17 protein-coding genes are annotated in these 20,080 nt (G+C 46.3%); 9 read left to right on the top strand and 8 right to left on the bottom strand.

Features of this window, described 5'->3' with window-relative positions:
• Nucleotides 1-17 precede the first annotated feature (17 nt).
• Together kdpA and AC5RDV_RS02145 are read right to left on the bottom strand one after the other, a co-directional pair.
• Nucleotides 18-1,724, bottom strand: coding sequence for a potassium-transporting ATPase subunit KdpA (gene kdpA, locus AC5RDV_RS02150; protein ID WP_008623975.1), 1,707 nt, complete (start codon nucleotides 1,722-1,724; stop codon nucleotides 18-20).
• 27 nt (nucleotides 1,725-1,751) lie between these two features.
• On the bottom strand, nucleotides 1,752-1,832 hold the full coding sequence (locus AC5RDV_RS02145) for a potassium-transporting ATPase subunit F (protein ID WP_040602402.1): 81 nt from the start codon (nucleotides 1,830-1,832) through the stop codon (nucleotides 1,752-1,754).
• Between the two features lie 630 nt (nucleotides 1,833-2,462).
• Between AC5RDV_RS02145 and AC5RDV_RS02140 the strand changes: the two genes are divergently transcribed.
• Entirely contained in the window at nucleotides 2,463-3,833 is a 1,371-nt protein-coding gene (locus AC5RDV_RS02140; RefSeq protein ID WP_276787233.1) for an ACT domain-containing protein, read from the top strand.
• Between the two features lie 358 nt (nucleotides 3,834-4,191).
• Here the strand turns inward: AC5RDV_RS02140 and AC5RDV_RS02135 are convergent, their stop codons facing one another.
• A complete protein-coding gene (locus tag AC5RDV_RS02135) occupies nucleotides 4,192-5,538 on the bottom strand; it encodes a sigma-54-dependent transcriptional regulator (RefSeq protein WP_276787284.1) in 1,347 nt (448 codons plus the stop codon).
• 218 nt (nucleotides 5,539-5,756) lie between these two features.
• Here AC5RDV_RS02135 and AC5RDV_RS02130 point away from each other — a divergent pair, with 218 nt between their 5' ends.
• The 5 genes from AC5RDV_RS02130 to AC5RDV_RS02110 all read left to right on the top strand — a co-directional run bounded on the left by AC5RDV_RS02130 (nucleotide 5,757) and on the right by AC5RDV_RS02110 (nucleotide 11,469).
• Entirely contained in the window at nucleotides 5,757-6,374 is a 618-nt protein-coding gene (locus AC5RDV_RS02130) for a TetR/AcrR family transcriptional regulator (RefSeq protein ID WP_276787231.1), read from the top strand.
• A gap of 86 nt (nucleotides 6,375-6,460) precedes the next feature.
• Nucleotides 6,461-7,279: a class I SAM-dependent methyltransferase gene (locus tag AC5RDV_RS02125; protein WP_276787230.1), complete on the top strand. Its 819-nt coding sequence runs from the start codon at nucleotides 6,461-6,463 to the stop codon at nucleotides 7,277-7,279.
• A gap of 47 nt (nucleotides 7,280-7,326) precedes the next feature.
• Nucleotides 7,327-7,974, top strand: coding sequence for a class I SAM-dependent methyltransferase (locus AC5RDV_RS02120; RefSeq protein WP_276787228.1), 648 nt, complete (start codon nucleotides 7,327-7,329; stop codon nucleotides 7,972-7,974).
• The gene (locus AC5RDV_RS02115) at nucleotides 7,971-9,743 is read left to right on the top strand and encodes an ABC transporter ATP-binding protein (RefSeq protein ID WP_276787226.1); all 1,773 of its coding nucleotides are present in this window, start codon (nucleotides 7,971-7,973) and stop codon (nucleotides 9,741-9,743) included. Before AC5RDV_RS02120 ends, AC5RDV_RS02115 begins: the two co-directional genes overlap by 4 nt.
• The gene (locus AC5RDV_RS02110) at nucleotides 9,736-11,469 is read left to right on the top strand and encodes an ABC transporter ATP-binding protein (protein WP_276787224.1); all 1,734 of its coding nucleotides are present in this window, start codon (nucleotides 9,736-9,738) and stop codon (nucleotides 11,467-11,469) included. The genes AC5RDV_RS02115 and AC5RDV_RS02110 overlap by 8 nt, the downstream gene beginning before the upstream one ends.
• Before the next feature lie 88 nt (nucleotides 11,470-11,557).
• Here the strand turns inward: AC5RDV_RS02110 and AC5RDV_RS02105 are convergent, their stop codons facing one another.
• The 4 genes from AC5RDV_RS02105 to mutY all read right to left on the bottom strand — a co-directional run bounded on the left by AC5RDV_RS02105 (nucleotide 11,558) and on the right by mutY (nucleotide 15,164).
• The gene (locus AC5RDV_RS02105) at nucleotides 11,558-12,202 is read right to left on the bottom strand and encodes a 4'-phosphopantetheinyl transferase family protein (RefSeq protein ID WP_282747680.1); all 645 of its coding nucleotides are present in this window, start codon (nucleotides 12,200-12,202) and stop codon (nucleotides 11,558-11,560) included.
• Between the two features lie 17 nt (nucleotides 12,203-12,219).
• Entirely contained in the window at nucleotides 12,220-13,566 is a 1,347-nt protein-coding gene (gene gldE / locus AC5RDV_RS02100; RefSeq protein ID WP_282747679.1) for a gliding motility-associated protein GldE, read from the bottom strand.
• Nucleotides 13,567-13,588: 22 nt separating this feature from the next.
• Complete coding sequence (locus AC5RDV_RS02095) at nucleotides 13,589-14,014, bottom strand: single-stranded DNA-binding protein (protein WP_276787219.1); 426 nt, start codon at nucleotides 14,012-14,014, stop codon at nucleotides 13,589-13,591.
• A gap of 91 nt (nucleotides 14,015-14,105) precedes the next feature.
• Complete coding sequence (mutY, locus tag AC5RDV_RS02090) at nucleotides 14,106-15,164, bottom strand: A/G-specific adenine glycosylase (RefSeq protein WP_008623987.1); 1,059 nt, start codon at nucleotides 15,162-15,164, stop codon at nucleotides 14,106-14,108.
• A 169-nt stretch (nucleotides 15,165-15,333) separates the two neighbouring features.
• Here mutY and AC5RDV_RS02085 point away from each other — a divergent pair, with 169 nt between their 5' ends.
• Both AC5RDV_RS02085 and AC5RDV_RS02080 read left to right on the top strand, forming a co-directional pair.
• Entirely contained in the window at nucleotides 15,334-15,612 is a 279-nt protein-coding gene (locus AC5RDV_RS02085; protein WP_008621614.1) for an HU family DNA-binding protein, read from the top strand.
• 270 nt (nucleotides 15,613-15,882) lie between these two features.
• A complete protein-coding gene (locus AC5RDV_RS02080) occupies nucleotides 15,883-17,460 on the top strand; it encodes an Rne/Rng family ribonuclease (RefSeq protein WP_008623989.1) in 1,578 nt (525 codons plus the stop codon).
• A 57-nt stretch (nucleotides 17,461-17,517) separates the two neighbouring features.
• Here the strand turns inward: AC5RDV_RS02080 and AC5RDV_RS02075 are convergent, their stop codons facing one another.
• Nucleotides 17,518-18,993, bottom strand: a complete 1,476-nt coding sequence (locus AC5RDV_RS02075) for a GDSL-type esterase/lipase family protein (RefSeq protein ID WP_282747678.1) — start codon at nucleotides 18,991-18,993, stop codon at nucleotides 17,518-17,520.
• A 123-nt stretch (nucleotides 18,994-19,116) separates the two neighbouring features.
• Here AC5RDV_RS02075 and AC5RDV_RS02070 point away from each other — a divergent pair, with 123 nt between their 5' ends.
• Nucleotides 19,117-19,923 (top strand): glycoside hydrolase family 25 protein, encoded by an 807-nt coding sequence (locus AC5RDV_RS02070; RefSeq protein ID WP_232038307.1) that lies wholly within the window; start codon nucleotides 19,117-19,119, stop codon nucleotides 19,921-19,923.
• Nucleotides 19,924-20,080 lie beyond the last annotated feature (157 nt).

Here is a 20,080-nt window from a genome sequence, read left to right as displayed (position 1 = left end):
TATCCTTAAATAATCTTTTATAAACTGAAATGTTCTGCAATCGTACTCAATGCGTGAACCGGGAAGAATGACAAGGCTGCCACGATGAAGATTACAGCGAAAGTCATCACGCTGAATGTAACGGTATCAGTCTTCAACGTACCTGCGCTTTCAGGGATATATTTCTTGCTTGCCAACAGACCGGCAATGGCCACCTGTCCTACAATAGGAATGAAACGGCTCAGAATCAAAACGATACCGCAAGAATAGTTCCAAAACCAAGTGTTATCACCCAATCCTTCAAAACCGGAACCGTTGTTTGCAGCCACTGAGGTGAACTCATACAACATCTCACTCAAGCCGTGGAAGCCCGGGTTGTTCAACCATCCTCCTTCATTCTCCACGAAAGCCGGAGCATGTACATACAAGTAAGCTGCTAACGCCGTACCCACAAGGATAACGAAAGGATGAAGCAATGCCACGATGGAAGCCACCTTCATTTCACGTGCCTCGACCTTGTGGCAAAGGAATTCCGGCGTACGGCCGACCATCAGACCACTGATGAACACTGCGATGATAATAAAGGTGAAGTAGTTCATCCATCCTACACCGACACCACCGAACCATGTATTGATCTGCATGTTCAGCATCTCCATCAAACCGGAAATAGGCATGGTTGAGTCATGCATACCGTTTACAGACCCGTTAGAAGTTACCGTGGTAACGATGCTCCACAAAGCCGTGGCACCTGCACCCAGACGCACTTCCTTACCTTCCATGGCACCATTGTCCTGAGCGATACCCATGGCATCGATACGCGGGTTACCGTTCATCTCCTGATATACGTTGATACATACGCCTACCAAGAAAGCGAACAACATTACGCCATAAATGGAATAACCCAGTTTTTTACGCTTGATATAGAAACCGAACGCAAAAGCCATAGCCATCGGAAGAATCAGGATGGACCAACATTCCGTCATGTTGGACAAATAAGTCGGGTTTTCCAATGGATGAGAAGAGTTACAACCGAAGTAACCACCACCGTTCGTACCCAATTGTTTGATAGGCACGATAGCTGCCGTAGGACCTTGTGAAACATTCTGTGTATTACCTTCCATTGTGGTAATTTCCATCTTTCCGTCAAAGCCCATCGGGGTTCCCTGAGTAATCAAAATAAAACCTACGATCAAGGAAAGAGGGAACAAGATACGTGTACAACTCAATACCAAATATTTCCAGAAGTTACCGATAGTCTTCGTGGTCTTTTCTCCCAATGCCTTCATGATACCCGCCATGGCAGCCATACCCGTACCTGCGGTCACGAACTGGAACAACATGATGACGAACAACTGAGTCAAATAAGTCAAACCTGTTTCACCGCTATAGTGCTGCTCGTTACAGTTCACCATGAACGAAATACAAGTATTGAATGCCTGATGGGCTGTCTGCCCGGCATTTCCATCCGGGTTTAACGGGAGATACCCCTGAAGTACCAATAAAAGCATACCCCAAATAAACCAGAACAGGTTCACGATTAACAATGCACGCAAGAATTGTTTCCAATTCATTTCCTCTTCGGGATTGATACCGGAGAAACGATAAATAGCCGTTTCAATCGGCTTCATGAAATCCAAGCACGTCTTTTTACCTTTATATACGTTAGCGATATACTTTCCGAGCGGATAGCTCAATACCACCAACAATACAATCTGTGCAACTACACCTAAAATTTCTGTATTCATAATACTGCTAAATCAAAAAAATGTTTTTTAGAACTTTTCCGGCTTGACGAGCACATACATCAAATAGCCGAACATCACTACACTGACAATAAATAACGCTGTGTACATAATACCTACTTTTTAAAAATTAAATCTTCTCAAACCAATCCACACATTTCCAGAACAACCAGAAACAGAGGAAGCCGCTTACCAAGCAGGCCAGAAACCCAAATGAAAATAATTCCATAATCCTTTTGTTTTTTAATTAATACTTTAACTTATCGCATTCCTATTAGACCAAAACCATGCCAAAAAACATGTTTTATGCTTTACCCTACTGTTTTACAACCATATAGCATCCCGCCAAGGCTTTCCGCAAGAGGTAAAACGACTTCCATTTTGAAAAAGAGCACCCCCGATTTGAAAAAAACACGTGAAAGCCTTATTTTCCTATACCTTATTATATATATGGAGTTGCCCCCAAACAGCATGCTTTCCCCTCCCCTACCGCTCCCCCCCCGATACCATCGTCCGCCCCCACTTGCCACCTCACTCCGTTCCGGCACGGTGGTATCATATATGTATATGAAATAAAGGTTATCAAACGAAAGAGCATGAAAAAATAAAAAAGAACTGATTTACAAAAGGTTGAATACATTCCGCGAATGCGCCCACCCTTTCATTTTGGAAAAACCACTTCCAATTTGAGAAAGAAAAAGAAGAATAAAGACTAAAGAGGAATTTAATAAACAGAAAAATATGAAAATTTATAGTTTTGAAACTATCACATCCATTGAAGATGTCCGGCAAATACCGTCGTACGTCCCTTTAGGGGAGCAAGTGGTTCTCATCCCTCCGTCTTTCCCATGGATTAAAGACCAGATGCAAGACATCGCCATTTCCCTGTATAATTTCGACTTGGGAAAAATCCCGTCCCTGATTGACGGGCTGAAAACAAAAACAGCCGAGTTTATTTCGCGGCTTGCAGATGCCCCCGAAAGCTGCCCTGCCACAAGCTCAGTCATAGAAAACCTTTTCCAAACCCTCCATTCGTTCGTCAACCGTCCGTTAAACCAAATTAAGGACAAAGAGCTTCTCTCTTTCACCGAACGTCTTTCAGGTCTCATCATCTATTCTTACTTTAAACACCTGAAAGTGAATGTGTCCCTCTTAGACCCTTCACTTTTCGTTTGTATCGGTAGCAATTCAAAGATAGATACCGAAAAAAGTGCCGAATGCCTCCGGACACTCATACAGGACCAAGACGCAACCGTCAGCATTCTCCCGGCTCGTATCTGCAAGAACGGCCTCGAAGAGACGATATTGATGCCCGCAAAGCTCCGTACGCTTTATGCGACCCACATCGCGACCTTGTTCCATGCCGAGGAACTTACATTTTATACCACGAAACAAATGTCTTCGGCTTCACCCGACGAAGACGTATGCAGTCAGTTCAAAGACTATACCATCACATATAACGAAGCCAAAAGCATCATCAATGCCGGTTTCAACCTCGTTCCGAAAGCTTGTCTGGATTTAGCCGGACAACACGGAATCAACCTACGTATATCCAATTATTATAATCCCAATAAACAAACAATCACTATTACAAAAACATCAACCATGAACCAGATTAAAGCAGTTGTTACACGGAAAAATGCAGATTATTTACAGATCCATTCATCAGGAAACCTCATGCCGTTCCAATTCCTGACCAAAGTGATGGCCGTCTGTGGGGACTTCAAGACTCCTATACACCTCATTTCCTCTTCCAGTGTCAATATCTCCATGGCCGTGGAACTGAGTTCCGAGACTTTCCACCAAATGGAAAACCAACTGTCCCAATTCGCTTCCGTCAGTGTGGAAAAAGACATTTCCGTCATCCATATCATCGGCCAGTTCGACCAGGAAAAGGAAAACGTGGAAGTCAAAGTCATCGACCTGCTTAAAGACATCCCCATCCTGATGATTTCATACGGAAGCGACAACAACAGCGTGTCTGTTGTCGTGAGCAAAGACATGGGCGAAAAAGCACAGGCCATCTTGATGGACAATTTCGCCGGACAAGATTTCATGAAAAGAAACGTCGCTCCGCGCTTCCGCGAAGCTTATAGTGCCATGAGCATCTGACCCATCTCAATATAATCTGTAGAACTAAGCCCAAAGACGGCTGCCAGACCCAAGGAATGATAAAAAGTTCTTATAGTTTGGCACCGTCTTTTGATTCGTAAATCACCTTGCGCAGAACTGAAAATCATTCTCAGGAGAACGAAAAATCAATCTCTTGAGAATGATTTTCAGTTCTGCGGTGATTGATTTTACAAGATTTCCATCCTAAATCTTACATTTGCAGAGAAGTCTTTAATTCGCTGATATAAAACATTTTAAACTCTATATCGCATGACATGAAAACGAATATTCCGACAGGTACGAAGTGCCGTCACATCAACAATAAAGAAATAAGACAAAAAAAGAGGCGTGAAGCCTCTTAGATATTAATACCGTACTCTTCTATCTTCCGATAGAGAGTGGTCAATCCTATTTTCAGGAGACGGGCCGCCTCAGCCTTATTTCCTTTCGTGTACTGCAATACACGTTGGATATGGCGATGCTCCGCCTCTGCCAGTTCAAAATCGTCACCGTCGGCAGCCGATCCGGATAAAGTGGACGACCGGAAATCAAGAGGCATGTCATCCAACGTGATATAGTCGTCGCAGATAATCAACGCACGCTCTATCACGTTACGCAACTCACGCACGTTTCCCGGCCAGGCATACGACTGCATCCAATCCTGACAGGCTGCATCAAAGCCCTTGACTTGTTTCCCCATCTTGGCAGAAAATAGTTTTAGGAAAGCTGTGGCCAACTCCGGTATATCCTCCCTACGCTCGCGCAAGGGCGGCAAATGGAGATGGAAAACGGACAAACGGAAATACAAATCTTCCCGGAAATTGCTATTTGCTATTTCTTCTTTCAGGTTGCGGTTGGTGGCCGACACGATACGCACGTCTATTTTCGTGGGTTTCGTATCCCCCACCTTTATATATTCCCCTGTTTCGAGCACACGCAAGAGTTTGGCTTGCAAACCGTACGCCATCTCCCCAACCTCGTCCAGAAATATCGTGCCGTGGTTGGCCTCTTCAAACAGTCCTTTCTTGTCCTTCAAAGCCCCGGTGAAAGCCCCGGCCTTGTGACCGAATATCTCGCTTTCCAACAATTCTTTGCTGAAAGCGGAACAGTTGATGGCCACGAACGGCTGCTTGGCACGCACGCTCCCGTGATGAATGGCCTGCGCGAACACCTCTTTACCCGTCCCCGTTTCGCCCGTAAGCAACACCGGCACATCCGTCACGGCCACTTTACGAGCCAACCGTATCACTTGCTGTAAACCTCGCGAATGTCCCAAGACGGTATCGAAGGCCGATTCACGGACCGGCACGACAGCACTTCCCGAAGGCTGCACCGGCCGTCTGTTGATTTTCTCCATGGCACGGCTGATTATCGGTATGATCTTATTGTTGTCATCCCCCTTGGTAATGTAATCGAATGCGCCGTTTTTGATAGCCTGTACCCCGTCCGGGATATTCCCGTGAGCCGTCAGGAGGATGACCTCTGTTTCGGGTTGCAGTTCTTTTATCTCCTTTACCATCTCCACCCCGTTGCCATCGGGCAGAAACACATCGCACAATACCAGTTGCGGCGTTTTGGCCGTGAGCAGCTTCATGCCCGACATGCGGTCGGCAGCCTGGTACACCTCATAGCCTTCCAACTCCATCATGCGCGCCAACAGTTTGCGTATAATCGGCTCATCATCTATAATCAGTATCGTATTCATCATTTTACAAGGACATAAATAAAATCAAACAGGGACATTCAACTCCGCTTTGCGGAAACAAAAGTACAAAAAAATATCGGTTAAATCACCATTCGACAGGAAATTAGCTCCTTTCACGGCCAGTACGGCATCCCCCGGGGGGAGACCGATGTCAAAATCGTCTTTTTTAGGTATTGCACCGGCTGACAATCCATCCTAATTTTGTACGACAAACAGACATGCCTATGCAAACGGTAAAAGACCATATCAAAAGCGACATCCTGCAATCGGCGGCCACCTTGTTTCTGGAAAAAGGCTACCTGAAAGTGCCGATGCGGGAAATCGCGCACAAATCGGGGGTAGGATTGAGCAATATATACAATTACTTTTCTTGCAAGGACGACATCTTTGTCCAAATCGTGGCTCCGGCCGTGCGCACTTTCGAGAATATGCTGGACGAGCATCACGGGCGGCGCGGAACCGACATCATGTCCATGTGCGACAGGGATTACTTCAAACACATGGTGGACGAATACACCTCGTTCATCCATCGGCATCGCGACTTGCTGCTGCTGTTGCTTTTCCGCTCGCAGGGCTCTTCCTTGGAAAACTACAAAGAAGAGTTTGCACGGAAGTCGACGGTGCTGGTCAAAGAATATTTCACACTCATGAAACATAAGCATCCGCAACTGGAGACCGACATTTCGGACTTTTCCATACGTATGCATACGGTGTGGATGTTTGCCTTGTTTGAAGAACTTCTCATGCGGCGGGTCAAGCCGGACGAGATAGAAAAGGTCGTCACCGAATATATGACCATCGAGGTGGCCGGATGGAGGGAACTTATGAAAATATAAGTTCCCTCTTTTTTTGAACAAATCGGAATAGCGTTCGTTTTTGAACTGCTTCCCACGAAAGTCTGACCGTTAATAAAAATAAGATTATGAAACAAAAGTATGAATTTAAAAATGTAGTGGCCGAAACGCTGCTGATTCCGCTCTACATGCGGGCCAAGGAAAGCCGGAGAAAAGGAGATGCCATATTGAAAGACACGATGGCAGAACAGCTGGTGGACAGCATCGAATATGACTATTCCCAATTCGACGGAGCCAAAATGAGTGAAGTAGGATGTGTCGTACGCGGCAAGTACTTCGACGATGCCATCCGGCGTTTCATCCCAAACCACCCCCACCCTGTCGTGGTCAATGTCGGGTGTGGTCTGGATACACGCTACCAACGTATCGGCAACGACCAAGCAGCCGTCTTCTACGAACTGGACTTGCCGGAAGTCATCGACTTACGCCGAAAACTGATTCCGGAAACCGGCGAAGACCGTTACATCGCGGCATCGCTCCTTGAAACCGGATGGATGGACGCACTGAAGATACAACACCCCGAGGGGCAATTCATCTTCGTGGTGGAAGGCGTGCTGATGTATTTCTACGAGGAACAGGTAAAAACGGTTTTGAAGCATATCGCCGAACGCTTCAGCGGCGGCGAATTATGGTTTGACGTTTGTGGTAAGATGATGGTAAAATCCGGAGCAAAACCGGACTCCTTGCGGAAATCGGCAGCCGAAATCCGTTCCGGCATCAGCGACGGGCACGAAGTAGAGGGCTGGGTGCCCGCACTGGAACTGATAGAACAAGCCTGCTACCAGAAATTTTTCACCGAACGCTGGGGAACCGTCATGCGTCTTTTCGCCCGTTTTCCGCGTTTCAGTTGCAAGTTCAGTTCCTTATTGGGATACAGAATCAAGTAAGCTTTTACACGTCAACGTATTACGTATTATAATCAATCCATCATACAATGAAAAAGAATTTCATCAACCGCATCCTGCAAAACACCCGTAAGCCTCAAGGCTTCTGGGGACGGATGATTCTAAGGAGCATGAACACAGGCCATGCTCCGTTGGCGGCATGGGCGTTTACACATTTGGACTGGCACCCCGATTGGAAAGTGCTCGACATCGGCTGCGGAGGAGGAGCCAACATCGCCCACATGCTGAAAAGATGCCCGCAAGGACAAGTTTACGGCGTGGACATTTCTCCGGAAAGCGTGGCTTTCGCCCGGCAAAAAAACAAGGCTTTTCTGGATGAACGTTGTTTCATCCTCCAAGGTACGGCCTCGGACCTGCCTTTTAAGGGAGACACATTCGATGTCGCCACGGCCTTTGAAACCTTATATTTTTGGGAAGATCCGGACAAGGCTTTCCGCGAAATACTTCGCATTCTGAAACCGGGAGGCATTTTCCTGATTGCCTGCGAAGCCAGCGACCCCCACAACACGACTTGGACCGACCGCATCGAAGGGATGTCCGTATATACCGCCGAAGAGATTAAACACAAGCTCGAAAATTGCGGGTTTGTCCACGTCCGCACAGACAAGATGAAAAAAGAAAGTATCTGTGTCACGGCACAAAAAACAAAAGAACCGACTCAATACCCAAATCTATGAATACATTACGGAAACTCCAACATTATATGGGAAAACGGAAAGCTTTGCTGCCGCTTTCCATGTGTATCTCGGCAGTAAGCGAAGTGACGGGTATGCTCACTTATGTTTTCATCTGGCTGATTGTGAAAGGATTTTTTGATACACACGGCAACGGGATTCCCGCCGAGACCATACCATACGCCGGGTGGGCGGCAGGTCTGGCTGTCGGAAGTGTCGTCTTATACTACCTGGCATTGATGTGCTCCCATCTGGCAGCGTTCCGGGTGGAATCCAACTTGCGGAAAGAAGCCATGAGGCAAATCGTCCGCATGCCCCTCGGATTCTTCGACCTCAATACTAGCGGCAAGATTCGTAAGGTCATCGACGATAATGCCGGTATCACCCACTCGTTTCTGGCCCACCAGATGCCCGACCTGACCGGTTCCGTCCTGGTACCGCTGACGGCCGTCATCCTGATTTTCACGTTCGATTGGAAACTGGGGCTCGTCTGTATCATTCCGGTAGCCGTAGCCATGTTCCTGATGGGACACCTCATGAACACGCAAGGACAGGCCTTCATGCGTGCCTACATGACTTCACTGGAAGAAATGAATACGGAAGCCGTAGAATATGTCAGGGGCATACCGGTCATCAAGGTATTCCAACAGACCATCTACTCTTTCAAGAACTTCCATAAAAGCATCATGGCCTACAATCAAATGGCTTCTTCCTATACCGGACTGTGGGAAAAACCGATGTCGTGCTATACGACAGTCATCAACAGTTTCGTCTTTTTCCTCGCTCCCACCGTCATTCTCATCGTAAGCCGTGATGGCGACTATGCTTCCACCCTGCTCAACTTCTTCCTGTTCGTACTCATTACCCCGCTTTTCTCGCAAAGCATCATGAAAAGCATGCATCTCAGCGAAGCTTTAGGACAGGCCGGAGAAGCAATCGGACGTTTGGAACGGCTGCTCGAATACAAGCCGTTGTCCCGGCCGGAAAAACCGGAGAAGCCGACGGCTTTTGATGTTTGCTACGACCACGTGAGTTTCAGTTATCCCGGTGCTACGCAGAAAGCCGTAGACGGAATAAGCTTTTCCATCCCCCAAGGAAAGAAAGTGGCCCTTGTCGGCACTTCGGGAGGCGGTAAAACAACGATTGCCAGACTGCTCCCCCGTTTTTGGGATGCCGACGAAGGAGAAATCCGGATTGGCCACGTCAATATCAAGCATATCGCACCGGAGGACCTCATGCAGCACGTGTCATTCGTCTTTCAGAACCCTCATCTTCTGAAAACGACGCTGCGCAAGAATCTGAAATACGGAAACCCGGAAGCCGGAGAGGAGGAAATCAACCGGGCACTCGACCTTGTGCAATGCAGGGAAATCATAGACCGTCTGCCGGAGGGACTGGATACGAAAATCGGGACGGAAGGAACGTATCTGTCCGGAGGAGAACGGCAAAGAATCGCCCTGGCACGGGCCATCCTGAAAAATGCCCCTATCATCGTACTTGATGAAGCCACGGCATACGCCGATCCGGAAAACGAGCATCTCATCCAACAAGCACTGAGGGAGCTGACTGCCGGGAAAACCGTGCTGACCATCGCCCACAGGCTATCGAGCATTACCGATGCCGACCGTATTCTGGTAATCGACAAAGGACGAATCGTCGAGCAAGGTACACACGAGGAACTATTAAAACAAAACGGCATATACAAAACCATGTGGAATGAATATCAGCAATCTGTCAGTTGGACCATCGGAAGGGAGGTTCACCATGCTTAGTCAAATAAGAAACCGTTTCGCCCTTTCGGAAAAAGGTGCCAAGGATTTTTGTCAGGGAGTGTTCTGGACCGTATGGCTGGATGTCGCGCTGATGTTGCCCGCCGTATATGTGTTCCTATACCTGCAAGACTGGATTCGTCCTGTCTTCAACCCCGAGGCCACAATAGCACATGGGACATGTTACTACGGACTACTCGGAATCGCATTCATGGCTGTCATGTATGTGATTGCCGTCTTCCAGTACCGAAGCACCTACACTTGCGTTTACGACGAAAGTGCCAACCGGCGTATCTCGCTGGCCGAAAAGCTGCGGAAACTTCCGCTCGCGTTCTTCGGAGAAAAGAACCTGTCCGACTTGACTGCCACCATCATGGACGATTGTACGGAACTGGAACACACTTTTTCGCATGCCGTACCGCAACTCATTGCGTCTCTGCTCAGCATCCTGTTGATTACGATAGGCATGGCATTCTACGACTGGGCACTTACACTCGCTTTGTTTTGGGTGGTTCCCATATCCTTGGCCGTCATCGTCCTCTCCAAAAGGAAACTGCACAAGCAGAACCGAACGAACTACCTGAACAAAAGGGAAGTGACCGAACAAATACAGGAAGGACTGGACACGATTCAGGAAATCAAGTCCTATCACCAAGAAGCGGCTTACTTGAACGGATTGGACGAGAAAATCAATAAATACGAGCACCAACTGACACGAAGCGAATTACTGATGGGTATTGCCGTCAACGGCTCTCAAAGCATCTTGAAGCTCGGATTGGCAAGTGTCATCATTGTCGGAGCCTCTTTGGTAGCCTCCGGTCAAACGGAGCTTTTCACGTATTTGATATTCATGGTTATCGGCTCACGTATTTACATCCCCATCAATGAAGTGCTGAACAATCTGGCGGCGTTATTCTACCTTGACATCCGCATAGACAGGATGAAAGAAATGGAAGCCATGCCGGTCCAACACGGAGAGAAATCGTTCAATCCCAACGGATATGACATCCGGTTCGACCACGTAAGTTTCTCTTATGAAAAGGGAAAGCAAGTCTTGGACAACGTATCTTTTACTGCCCGGCAAGGAGAAATCACAGCCTTAGTCGGTCCCTCGGGAAGCGGAAAGAGCACGGCAGCCAAATTAGCGGCTCGTTTTTGGGATGCCACGGCCGGACATATCACGCTCGGCGGGACTGACATCAGCAGGATTGAACCGGAAAGTCTGCTAAAATGCTTCTCCATCGTTTTTCAAGACGTAATCCTGTTTAATACATCCGTCATGGAGAATATCAGAATCGGAAAACGGGAAGCGACTGACGAAGAAGTGATACGCGTGGCACGGTTGGCCCGATGTGACGAGTTTGTCCTTAAAATGCCTCAAGGATACCAAACCGTTATCGGGGAAAACGGAGAAACCTTATCGGGCGGAGAACGTCAGCGCATATCCATCGCACGGGCGTTATTGAAAGACGCTCCCATCGTGTTGCTAGACGAAGCCACAGCCTCGCTCGACGTAGAGAACGAAACAAAAATCCAGGCAGGTATCTCGGAACTAATCAAACATAAAACGGTACTGATTATCGCACACCGCATGCGTACTATCGCACACGCAGATAAAATAGTAGTGCTGAAAGACGGGCATGTCGCAGAAACCGGAAATCCGGAGGAACTGAAAAAACAAAACGGACTGTTCTGTCAAATGATGAAAAGACAAGTGGTACGTGCCTAAAAACAAGTGAAGATACGTCTCCCTTTCCATACGGGGGATGTATCTTCACTTTTATTTCAAACCGGGTAACAGCTATTGCATCCTCACTTTACAGTTTCCGAAACGCATAAGTCAGGACGAAATCGGCCGTAGTTTCATAATGCACCGGAAAGGTTCCCGTCTTCCCGTCCGACAAATGATAATATAAAGAAAAATCTCCTTCCGCTTCCGTATGGTCGGGCATCGCGGGACAACTTAAATTTTGTACCGTCAGATTCTCCCTGAAGTCAATACCCTCTTCATCCAATATCTTAAAAACAGCCTCTTTGGCAGACCAATGCAAAAGAATCTCGTATGTTGTTTCTGCAGCTTCTTCCGGACCGATCAAACGTTCTTTCAACTTTACAATTCTTTCAGAAAATACTTCTATGTCAAGTCCGGCTTCATATTCTTCCGAAAACAACACGGCTGCATATCCGAATGTATGGGAAATGGAAAGCTGAAGCTTTCTGCCACGGAAAAAAGGACGGCCGGACGGCAAATATTCCACCTGTAGCTCTTCTCCTGTCAGAGTGAAAATAAGCAAACGCACTGCCACATATTCCAAGCGCCTCCGCTCAGCCACAAAACGGAAAGCATGCTCCCGATAATACGCGCTGTGAGGCAACATGTCACACAACTCGTCGAAGGTCTCGGTAATTTTCCATATACCTCCCCAACCTTGCCCACAATTTATTTCCCGAAACAGCGGCATTCGTTCCTCTATATGATTTACACCCCATCGGATGTTTCCGGATTTTCCACCGTCACTTTTATCTTCAAAATCCTCCGGTCATCCATTTCCAACACTTCAAAACAATAGTTTTTATATTTGATTATCTCATGAAGTTCCGGAAACTCACCTTTAATTTCCAACAGAAGCCCGGCCAAAGTATCGGCCTCTCCTTCTACCTCCTCGAAAAAATCATCGTCCAGTTTCATGATTCTAAAGAAATCCGTAAGCAGGACTTTTGCCTCGAAAACATACGTATTCGCGTTCAACCGCACGTACTGGCGTTCATCTTCATCGTATTCATCGTTTATTTCACCTACAATTTCTTCGATAATATCCTCCATCGTCACGATACCCGACGTACCTCCGAACTCATCCACCACAATGGCGATATGCACTTTGTTCTTCTGAAAATCTCCCAACAAATCATCAATCATCTTTGTTTCCGGAACGAAATAAGGCGGCCTGATTAAAGACTGCCAACGGAAATTTGCAGGTTTGTTCAGATGGGGCAACAAGTCCTTAATGTAAAGCACACCTTTTATGTTGTCACGCGAATCCGCATATACCGGAATACGGGAATAGTTACTCTCTACGATACATCGAAGCACATCCGGATAAGGAGCTTTCATGTCCAAGTCCACAATATCCATACGAGGAGTCATTATTTCTTTGGCCATCTCTCCTCCAAAACGGATAATCCCCTCCAACATATTCTGCTCTTCTGCAATATACTTTTTATCCGTCAGTTCCAAGGCTTGTTCCAACTCGTCGACCGATATGGTCCGTTTTTCCTTATGCACTACTTTCGTAGCCAATTTCCTCGACCGCACGAGCAATGACGAAAGGGGCCAAAACAACTTTTCCATCCAAACAAAAGAAGGAGCCACCATGCGGCAAAAGCTCAACGTATGTTGGGACGAGTAAATTTTCGGCATAATCTCACCAAACAACAAAAGCAAGAAGGTGAGCAAGACGGTCATAAAAAGGAATTCCAACAAACGGCTATCTCCGAAAATCAAAGTTTTACTGAAAAAGAAATTCAGCAACATGATGATAGCCACATTCACGAAATTGTTGGATATCAAAATCGTAGCAAGCAAACGCTCCGAATCTTCCTTTAACTCGAGAATCTTACTGTCTGCCGCGTGCCTATTCTCTTCTATCTTACCCACATCCGTAGGGGACAAGGAAAAAAAAGCAATCTCTGAAGCTGAAACAAAACCAGAACAACCTAACAACAACACAGACAAGACAAGAGCAATCGTAGCTCCCAAATCCGGAGGATAAACCTCTATATGGTCAAATAACGCTATAAACTGGGATAAATATGTATCAGGGTCCAAAATTCACAAATTTAGTTACACATCAAAAGGGTAAGTCTTCTTTTCCGCCCTGTACCTGTGCGGAAGCAGAAGGAGAAGAAGAAGCAGAAGGAGAAGAAGCTTGGTTAGCCTGACTCCGGGGAGACAGCATCTCCATATTGTCTGCAAATATTTCCGTAATGTATCGTTTCACTCCATTCTGGTCATCATACGAGCGAGAACGAATTTTTCCTTCGACAAACAGCTTGTCACCTTTGTGAACGTATTTCTCTACTGTCTCAGCCAGGCCTCTCCACAATACTATATTATGCCATTCCGTACGTTCCGGCACGTCCGTACCATTCTGCAGACGATACCCCCTTTCCGTTGTGGCTAAAGTCAACGAAGCCACAGCCACTCCGTTATCCAAATAACGAACATCGGGTTCTTTCCCGACATTTCCAATCAACATCACTTTATTTAAAGACATACGCCTTTCATTTTAAAATTTCTCCAAAATTAATAAATAAACCATATCCCACCAACTATAACGTCACTTTTTCTGCAACTCTTTCATTTTCTTACCACAAACCAAACTTCTCAAACAGCATTACAACTAAGCGGGGAAACGCATAGTTTGGCAGTTCCCCCTTTTTTACCCAACAAGCACTACGTCCGAAATCATCGGGTTTATCTTCCAGTTCCACCTTATAAAAATCACAAATCAACGTACGGTGGGTCAGCTGATGGCGAACACCCCCGCACAAATAAGTCTTCACGGCCTTATCAGACCGGATGAACGATGGAACTTTTTTATCCACAAGCAAGTCTTCCGGAGCACATACCGTAGGGGTTTCTACCAAAAAAGGTTCATACAAACCCTTCCAAATATCATTAGCCTCTCGCCGAAACACTGCAATTTCTTCCCCCACCTCTATGTACATATAATGCAAATAGCGTTCCGTCACGGTCAAAGCCCGTGACTTCACCGGAAAGCCCTGCACCCTCTTGTCCCGAAAAGCAATGCAACCGCCAACCAAAGGGCACTCTCCACATTTAGGATTCTTAGGCACACATTGCAGGGCACCGAAATCCATCACGGCCTGGTTGTAATCAGCCGCCTTGCCCTCGGGCAACAACTCCTGCGCCAAAGCTGCAAAACACTTTTTCCCATGCCCCGTATCTATCGGTTCTTCAATCCCATAATAACGGGAAAGCACACGATATACATTCCCATCCACCACAGCATGGGGCAACCCGAATGCAAAAGAAGCTATGGCAGCTGCCGTATAATCTCCCACCCCCTTTAATTGACGGATATTTTCATAACGTTCAGGGAATCCTCCCCACTCCACAATCTGGCGAGCCGCCGCATGCAAATTCCTCGCACGAGAATAGTATCCCAGCCCCTGCCAACATTTCAACACCTCATCTTCTGAAGCTGCCGCCAAAGCATCCACATCAGGAAAGCGAGCCATGAAACGCAGGAAATAATCATATCCTTGAACGACCCGCGTCTGCTGAAGGATAATCTCCGAAATCCAAATCATATATGGATCATGAGTGTCCCTCCACGGTAAAACCCTTCTGTTTTCCTGATACCATGCCAACAACTTATAAGCAAAATTATAATCTTTCATTCTTGCAAAAACAGATAAACGGTACAAAATTAGCTCTTTCAGAGTACCCAAAAGCAAAAAAACGAGTTTTTTTTCAATGATATTCTTTCTTTCCTTGCTAAAAAGCTATATATTTGCATTCCAAAAAATTAGGAATTAGGCATTTACAAACAATTATTTTTACAGAAAGATGACAAAAGCAGAAATTGTAAACGAGATTTCCAAAAAAACGGGTATCGACAAGGCAACCGTGCTGACAGCCGTAGAGGCATTTATGGAATCAGTAAAGGAATCTTTGATTCAAAAAGAGGATAACGTATATCTTCGTGGCTTCGGTAGTTTCATTCTTAAAAAAAGAGCTAAAAAAACAGCTCGTAATATATCCAAGAATACGACTATAATCATAGACGAACACAACATTCCAGCCTTTAAACCGGCTAAGGTTTTTGTTGATGCAATCAAGAAGTAAGAATCATTTGAACAGAAAAAGATAGTAAACAGATTTATTAACTTATAAAACATTAGAGCTATGCCAAGCGGAAAAAAGAAAAAAAGACACAAGATGGCTACACACAAACGTAAAAAAAGATTGAGAAAGAACAGACATAAGAGCAAGTAGCCAACGCTTGTCTGTAAGTAAAGAATAGAGAACAAACTTGGACGGGCTCTTTACAGATTCCGACAAGTTTGTTCTTTATGTAAACAAGGCTGTATAGAATCAAATAGTAAAATTAAAAGAATGACAAGCGAAGTTATAGTAGATGTTCAGCCCAAGGAGATTTCCATTGCATTGTTAGAGGACAAAAGGTTGGTGGAATTTCAGAAAGAGGGCCGGTCGGCCTCTTTTGTGGTGGGCAACATATATCTGGCAAAAGTGAGGAAACTTATGCCGGGGTTGAACGCATGCTTTGTGAACGTAGGCTATGAACGCGATGCCTTCTTACATTACCTTGATCTTGGCCCTAAATTCAATTCTTACACCAAATACCTCAAACAAGTAACCAGCGACAAAAAAAAATTGTATCCATTCTCGAAGGCTTCGATTCTGCCCGACCTTGAAAAAGACGGAAGTGTACAAACCACGCTCCAGCAAGGACAAGAGATTCTGGTACAAATTGTAAAAGAACCCATTTCGACCAAAGGACCGCGCCTGACTTGTGAACTATCGTTCCCCGGACGTTTTCTGGTATTGATGCCTTTCCAAGACAAGGTATCCGTATCTTCCAAAATAAAATCAGCCGAGGAGCGTGCACGTTTAAAACAGCTCATCCAAAGCATCAAGCCCAAAAACTTCGGCGTTATCGTCAGGACGGTAGCCGAAGGGAAACGTGTGGCCGAACTCGACTCGGAACTCAAGGTATTAGTCAAAAGATGTGAGGATGCCTTCATTAAAGCGCAAAAAGCAAGCAAGCTTCCAGAACTGGTCTTTGAAGAAACTAGCCGCACGGTAGCCATGCTGCGGGATTTGTTCAATCCTTCGTATGAAAACATCTATATCAACGATACGGATATTTTCAATGAAGTAAAAGACTATGTGACGCTGATAGCTCCGGAAAGTGCGGGTATCGTGAAACAATACACAGGCAAGCTGCCCATCTTCGACAACTTTGACGTAACCAAGCAAATCAAATCGTCGTTTGGAAAAACCGTATCCTATAAGCATGGAGCTTATCTGATTATCGAACATACGGAAGCATTGCATGTCGTGGACGTGAACAGCGGCAACCGCTCCAAATCAAAAGACGGGCAGGAAGCCAATGCGTTGGATGTCAATTTAGGGGCGGCAGACGAACTGGCACGCCAATTAAGATTACGCGACATGGGAGGTATTATCGTGGTGGACTTCATCGATATGAATCTGGCGGAAGACCGGCAAAAATTATACGAACGCATGTGCGAAAATATGAAAAAAGACCGTGCCCGCCATAATATCCTGCCATTAAGCAAATTCGGCTTGATGCAGATTACGCGCCAACGTGTGCGTCCGGTCATGGATGTAAATGTGGATGAAGTCTGTCCTACTTGTTTCGGTAAGGGTACCGTGAAATCAAGCTTTCTGTTCACAGATGTTTTGGAAAGCAAAATCAGTACGATGGCCAATAAATTAGGGATTAAGAATTTCACGCTTCATGTCCACCCGTATGTGGCAGCCTACATCAACCAGGGCATCGTTTCCCTGAAACGTAAGTGGCAAGTCAAATACGGATTCGGACTCAAAGTAATCCCCAGTCAGAAACTGGGTTTCCTGCAATACGAGTTCCACGACAAGAACGGGCAGGAAATAGATATGAAAGAAGAAATCGAAATCAAACATTAACGAGAAAAGGTTGCCTGCACGGAATATCCAGAGGCAACCTTTTCTGTTTTTATTTACTTATTTCTTCCCATTTCCCGTATCTTCCCCAATAGCTTTCTTTACTTCTTCAGCTATCACGGCGGCACCTTTGTCATTGGGGTGGATGCCGTCCGAAATCAGCCATTCGGGATGGCCGTCAAACAAAGAGTGGAGGTCGATGACCTTCAGCTTGTTCTTCTTAGCCAACTTCCGGAACATCGGGATGACCCCATTGACAATCACACTGTCCGAAATGCCAAAAGCCGAAGTCATCGCCTTTACCGGATAAGCCAGATAAATATCCGGACGGGCAGGCAAAGCCTTTAATTCGTCTATCATCTGCTGCGCATCCGTCATAAACTCATCTTTGTATTTCCAGTTTTGCGGCTTGCTGTCGTTCGTACCCAATTTAATGACCACGACATCCGGATTGAACTCCTTGCACCTCCGATACACGTCATTCTTCATATAAGGGCAATCGCCTTTCTGCAACATCGTATGACCGCTTACACCGAAATTCTTGACCAAGTACTTCTTGCCCAATTTCTTGCCCAACATCGCAGGATAACCGTATTCCTCGCTCAGGGGCACGCCATAGCCATCGGTAATGCTGTTACCCACGCAAGCCACACGGACGGCGTCCTTGTCCGGCGCATCCAAACCGTCCAACCATGCTTTCAGGTCGGCCAACATCTGTTCGTGGCATGCAAAAGAAGAGTTACAGCCCCAACCATGTCCACCCGTGGGATAAATATGCATCGAAGCGGGCACTTCTGCCTGCAACAAAGCCGTATAATACTTAATAGAATTGGAGACAGGCACCACCGTATCGTCCCCACTCAGCAACAGCAATGCCGGAGGTACCATGTGGCGGCGGATATGCCGTTCATTGGAATATCGCAACTGCTCGCCGTGCGAAGGTTCTTTCCCGATAAAAGAATAAACAGAACCATTATGGGTCTGGTTCAGCTCCATCGAAATAACAGGGTAAAACAATATCTGGAAATCGGGACGGCAATCGAAAGGCGCATTAACCGCTACCGTGGAAGCCAGATGCCCGCCTGCCGAAGACCCCATGATACCCACATCATAAGGATTAACCCGCCATGCCGCCGCATTCTGCCGTATCACGCGTATGGCCTCTTGCGCGTCGCTGACCGGTACTTCCGGATGGCCGAAAGGCAAACGATACTTCAACACGGCGTATGCGATACCCATCCCATTGAAATAAGGCGCCCAATCGTAACCTTCATGCCCAAGGGCTATGAACGAATACCCTCCTCCGGGACAAGCCAGAATGATACGCCCCGTAGCCTTCGCCGAATCCGGAAGGAAAACACGAATCTCTGGCGTATAAATGCCATCCTCTTGCTGTTCCGGCCCGCCATCCTTACCGTTCGTGTTCGGCAAGCCCCGCTCCCAAAGCTTCACGTCAAACCAGGACTGTGCATGCAAAACCGTCCGGCCGCAAGCCACAATCCCCAAGAAACAAAAAATTCCAAACCACTTTTTCATGTCTACATTCTATAATAAGGAATAAAAATCAGGGCAAAAATAATAATAATATTCATACGAAGCGGAAAACGCTTGCATTTCCTCCGCAAAATATGTAATTTTGCGAAATAACATCCATGCTCCATGAGAAATTTCATTTCATTTCTTACTATCATATTATGTTGCCTGACAGTAACCCCCATGCACGGTCGTAAAAAGGATAAGCAAACGGACAAGGAGGAAGTGGTCTTGGCCATGGTGGAACCAGACATGATGGCCACTCCAAGCCATTCGCATCCCATCGTTGCTCCGGTAGAAGAAGCTTACCGCCACCGCATCAATAAGAACGAACATCGTTACGGCATAGACGTATCACGCTATCAGGGAGATATAGACTGGCAAACGGTGAAAACTGACAAAAACGTAAGTTACGTATACCTGAAAGCCACAGAAGGTGCCTCTTTGGTCGACGTAACCTATCGTTACAACCTGACCGAAGCACGCAAGGCCGGCCTGAAAGTCGGCTGCTACCATTTCTTTAGTCCCACAGTAGATCCGGAAACCCAGTTCAAGAACTTCACAAGCACGGTGAACCTGGACGAACAAGATTTGATTCCTATCATCGACGTTGAAATCATAGGGAAAGGTAGCGCGCAACGCTTTTGCGAAAGGCTTACCCGTTTTCTCCACATGGTAGAAGAACATTATGGCATCCGTCCCATCATCTACACGTCGAGTAATTTCTACAACAAATATTTGGCCGGAAAATACACGGACTACAAATACATGATAGCCCGGTACGCAGAAGATATTCCGGAACTGACGGACGACATCCGGTTCGTCATGTGGCAGTTCACCGCCAACGGACGCATCGAGGGCATCAACGGTCCCGTAGACCGCAGCCGTTTTATGGACGAATACCATTTGGGGGACATCTTGATTCATAAGTAAATTATCATCCCAAAAAACACAACCTTACGAAACATTATGCCATAAGACAATGATTCAACGGCAGATATGGAGTTTCACAACCAAGAATTGTGCACACTTCAATAAAAAACGGAGCTGCAAAAAAAACAGTTCCGTTTTCAATTGGAATAAAAACAGG

The organism is Paraprevotella sp., from assembly GCF_986071375.1.
The sequence above is the reverse complement of the archived record's forward strand: the minus strand, read 5'-3'. Positions and strand labels throughout refer to the sequence as shown.

Excerpts from the sequence above, each read along its gene's own strand:
- kdpA (WP_008623975.1), bottom strand. The coding sequence starts at position 1,724 with ATGAATACAGAAATTTTAGGTGTAGTTGCACAGATTGTATTGTTGGTG.
- AC5RDV_RS02145 (WP_040602402.1), bottom strand. The coding sequence starts at position 1,832 with ATGTACACAGCGTTATTTATTGTCAGTGTAGTGATGTTCGGCTATTTG.
- AC5RDV_RS02140 (WP_276787233.1), top strand. The coding sequence starts at position 2,463 with ATGAAAATTTATAGTTTTGAAACTATCACATCCATTGAAGATGTCCGG.
- AC5RDV_RS02135 (WP_276787284.1), bottom strand. The coding sequence starts at position 5,538 with ATGAATACGATACTGATTATAGATGATGAGCCGATTATACGCAAACTG.
- AC5RDV_RS02130 (WP_276787231.1), top strand. The coding sequence starts at position 5,757 with ATGCCTATGCAAACGGTAAAAGACCATATCAAAAGCGACATCCTGCAA.
- AC5RDV_RS02125 (WP_276787230.1), top strand. The coding sequence starts at position 6,461 with ATGAAACAAAAGTATGAATTTAAAAATGTAGTGGCCGAAACGCTGCTG.
- AC5RDV_RS02120 (WP_276787228.1), top strand. The coding sequence starts at position 7,327 with ATGAAAAAGAATTTCATCAACCGCATCCTGCAAAACACCCGTAAGCCT.
- AC5RDV_RS02115 (WP_276787226.1), top strand. The coding sequence starts at position 7,971 with ATGAATACATTACGGAAACTCCAACATTATATGGGAAAACGGAAAGCT.
- AC5RDV_RS02110 (WP_276787224.1), top strand. The coding sequence starts at position 9,736 with ATGCTTAGTCAAATAAGAAACCGTTTCGCCCTTTCGGAAAAAGGTGCC.
- AC5RDV_RS02105 (WP_282747680.1), bottom strand. The coding sequence starts at position 12,202 with ATGCCGCTGTTTCGGGAAATAAATTGTGGGCAAGGTTGGGGAGGTATA.
- AC5RDV_RS02095 (WP_276787219.1), bottom strand. The coding sequence starts at position 14,014 with ATGTCTTTAAATAAAGTGATGTTGATTGGAAATGTCGGGAAAGAACCC.
- mutY (WP_008623987.1), bottom strand. The coding sequence starts at position 15,164 with ATGAAAGATTATAATTTTGCTTATAAGTTGTTGGCATGGTATCAGGAA.
- AC5RDV_RS02085 (WP_008621614.1), top strand. The coding sequence starts at position 15,334 with ATGACAAAAGCAGAAATTGTAAACGAGATTTCCAAAAAAACGGGTATC.
- AC5RDV_RS02080 (WP_008623989.1), top strand. The coding sequence starts at position 15,883 with ATGACAAGCGAAGTTATAGTAGATGTTCAGCCCAAGGAGATTTCCATT.
- AC5RDV_RS02075 (WP_282747678.1), bottom strand. The coding sequence starts at position 18,993 with ATGAAAAAGTGGTTTGGAATTTTTTGTTTCTTGGGGATTGTGGCTTGC.
- AC5RDV_RS02070 (WP_232038307.1), top strand. The coding sequence starts at position 19,117 with ATGAGAAATTTCATTTCATTTCTTACTATCATATTATGTTGCCTGACA.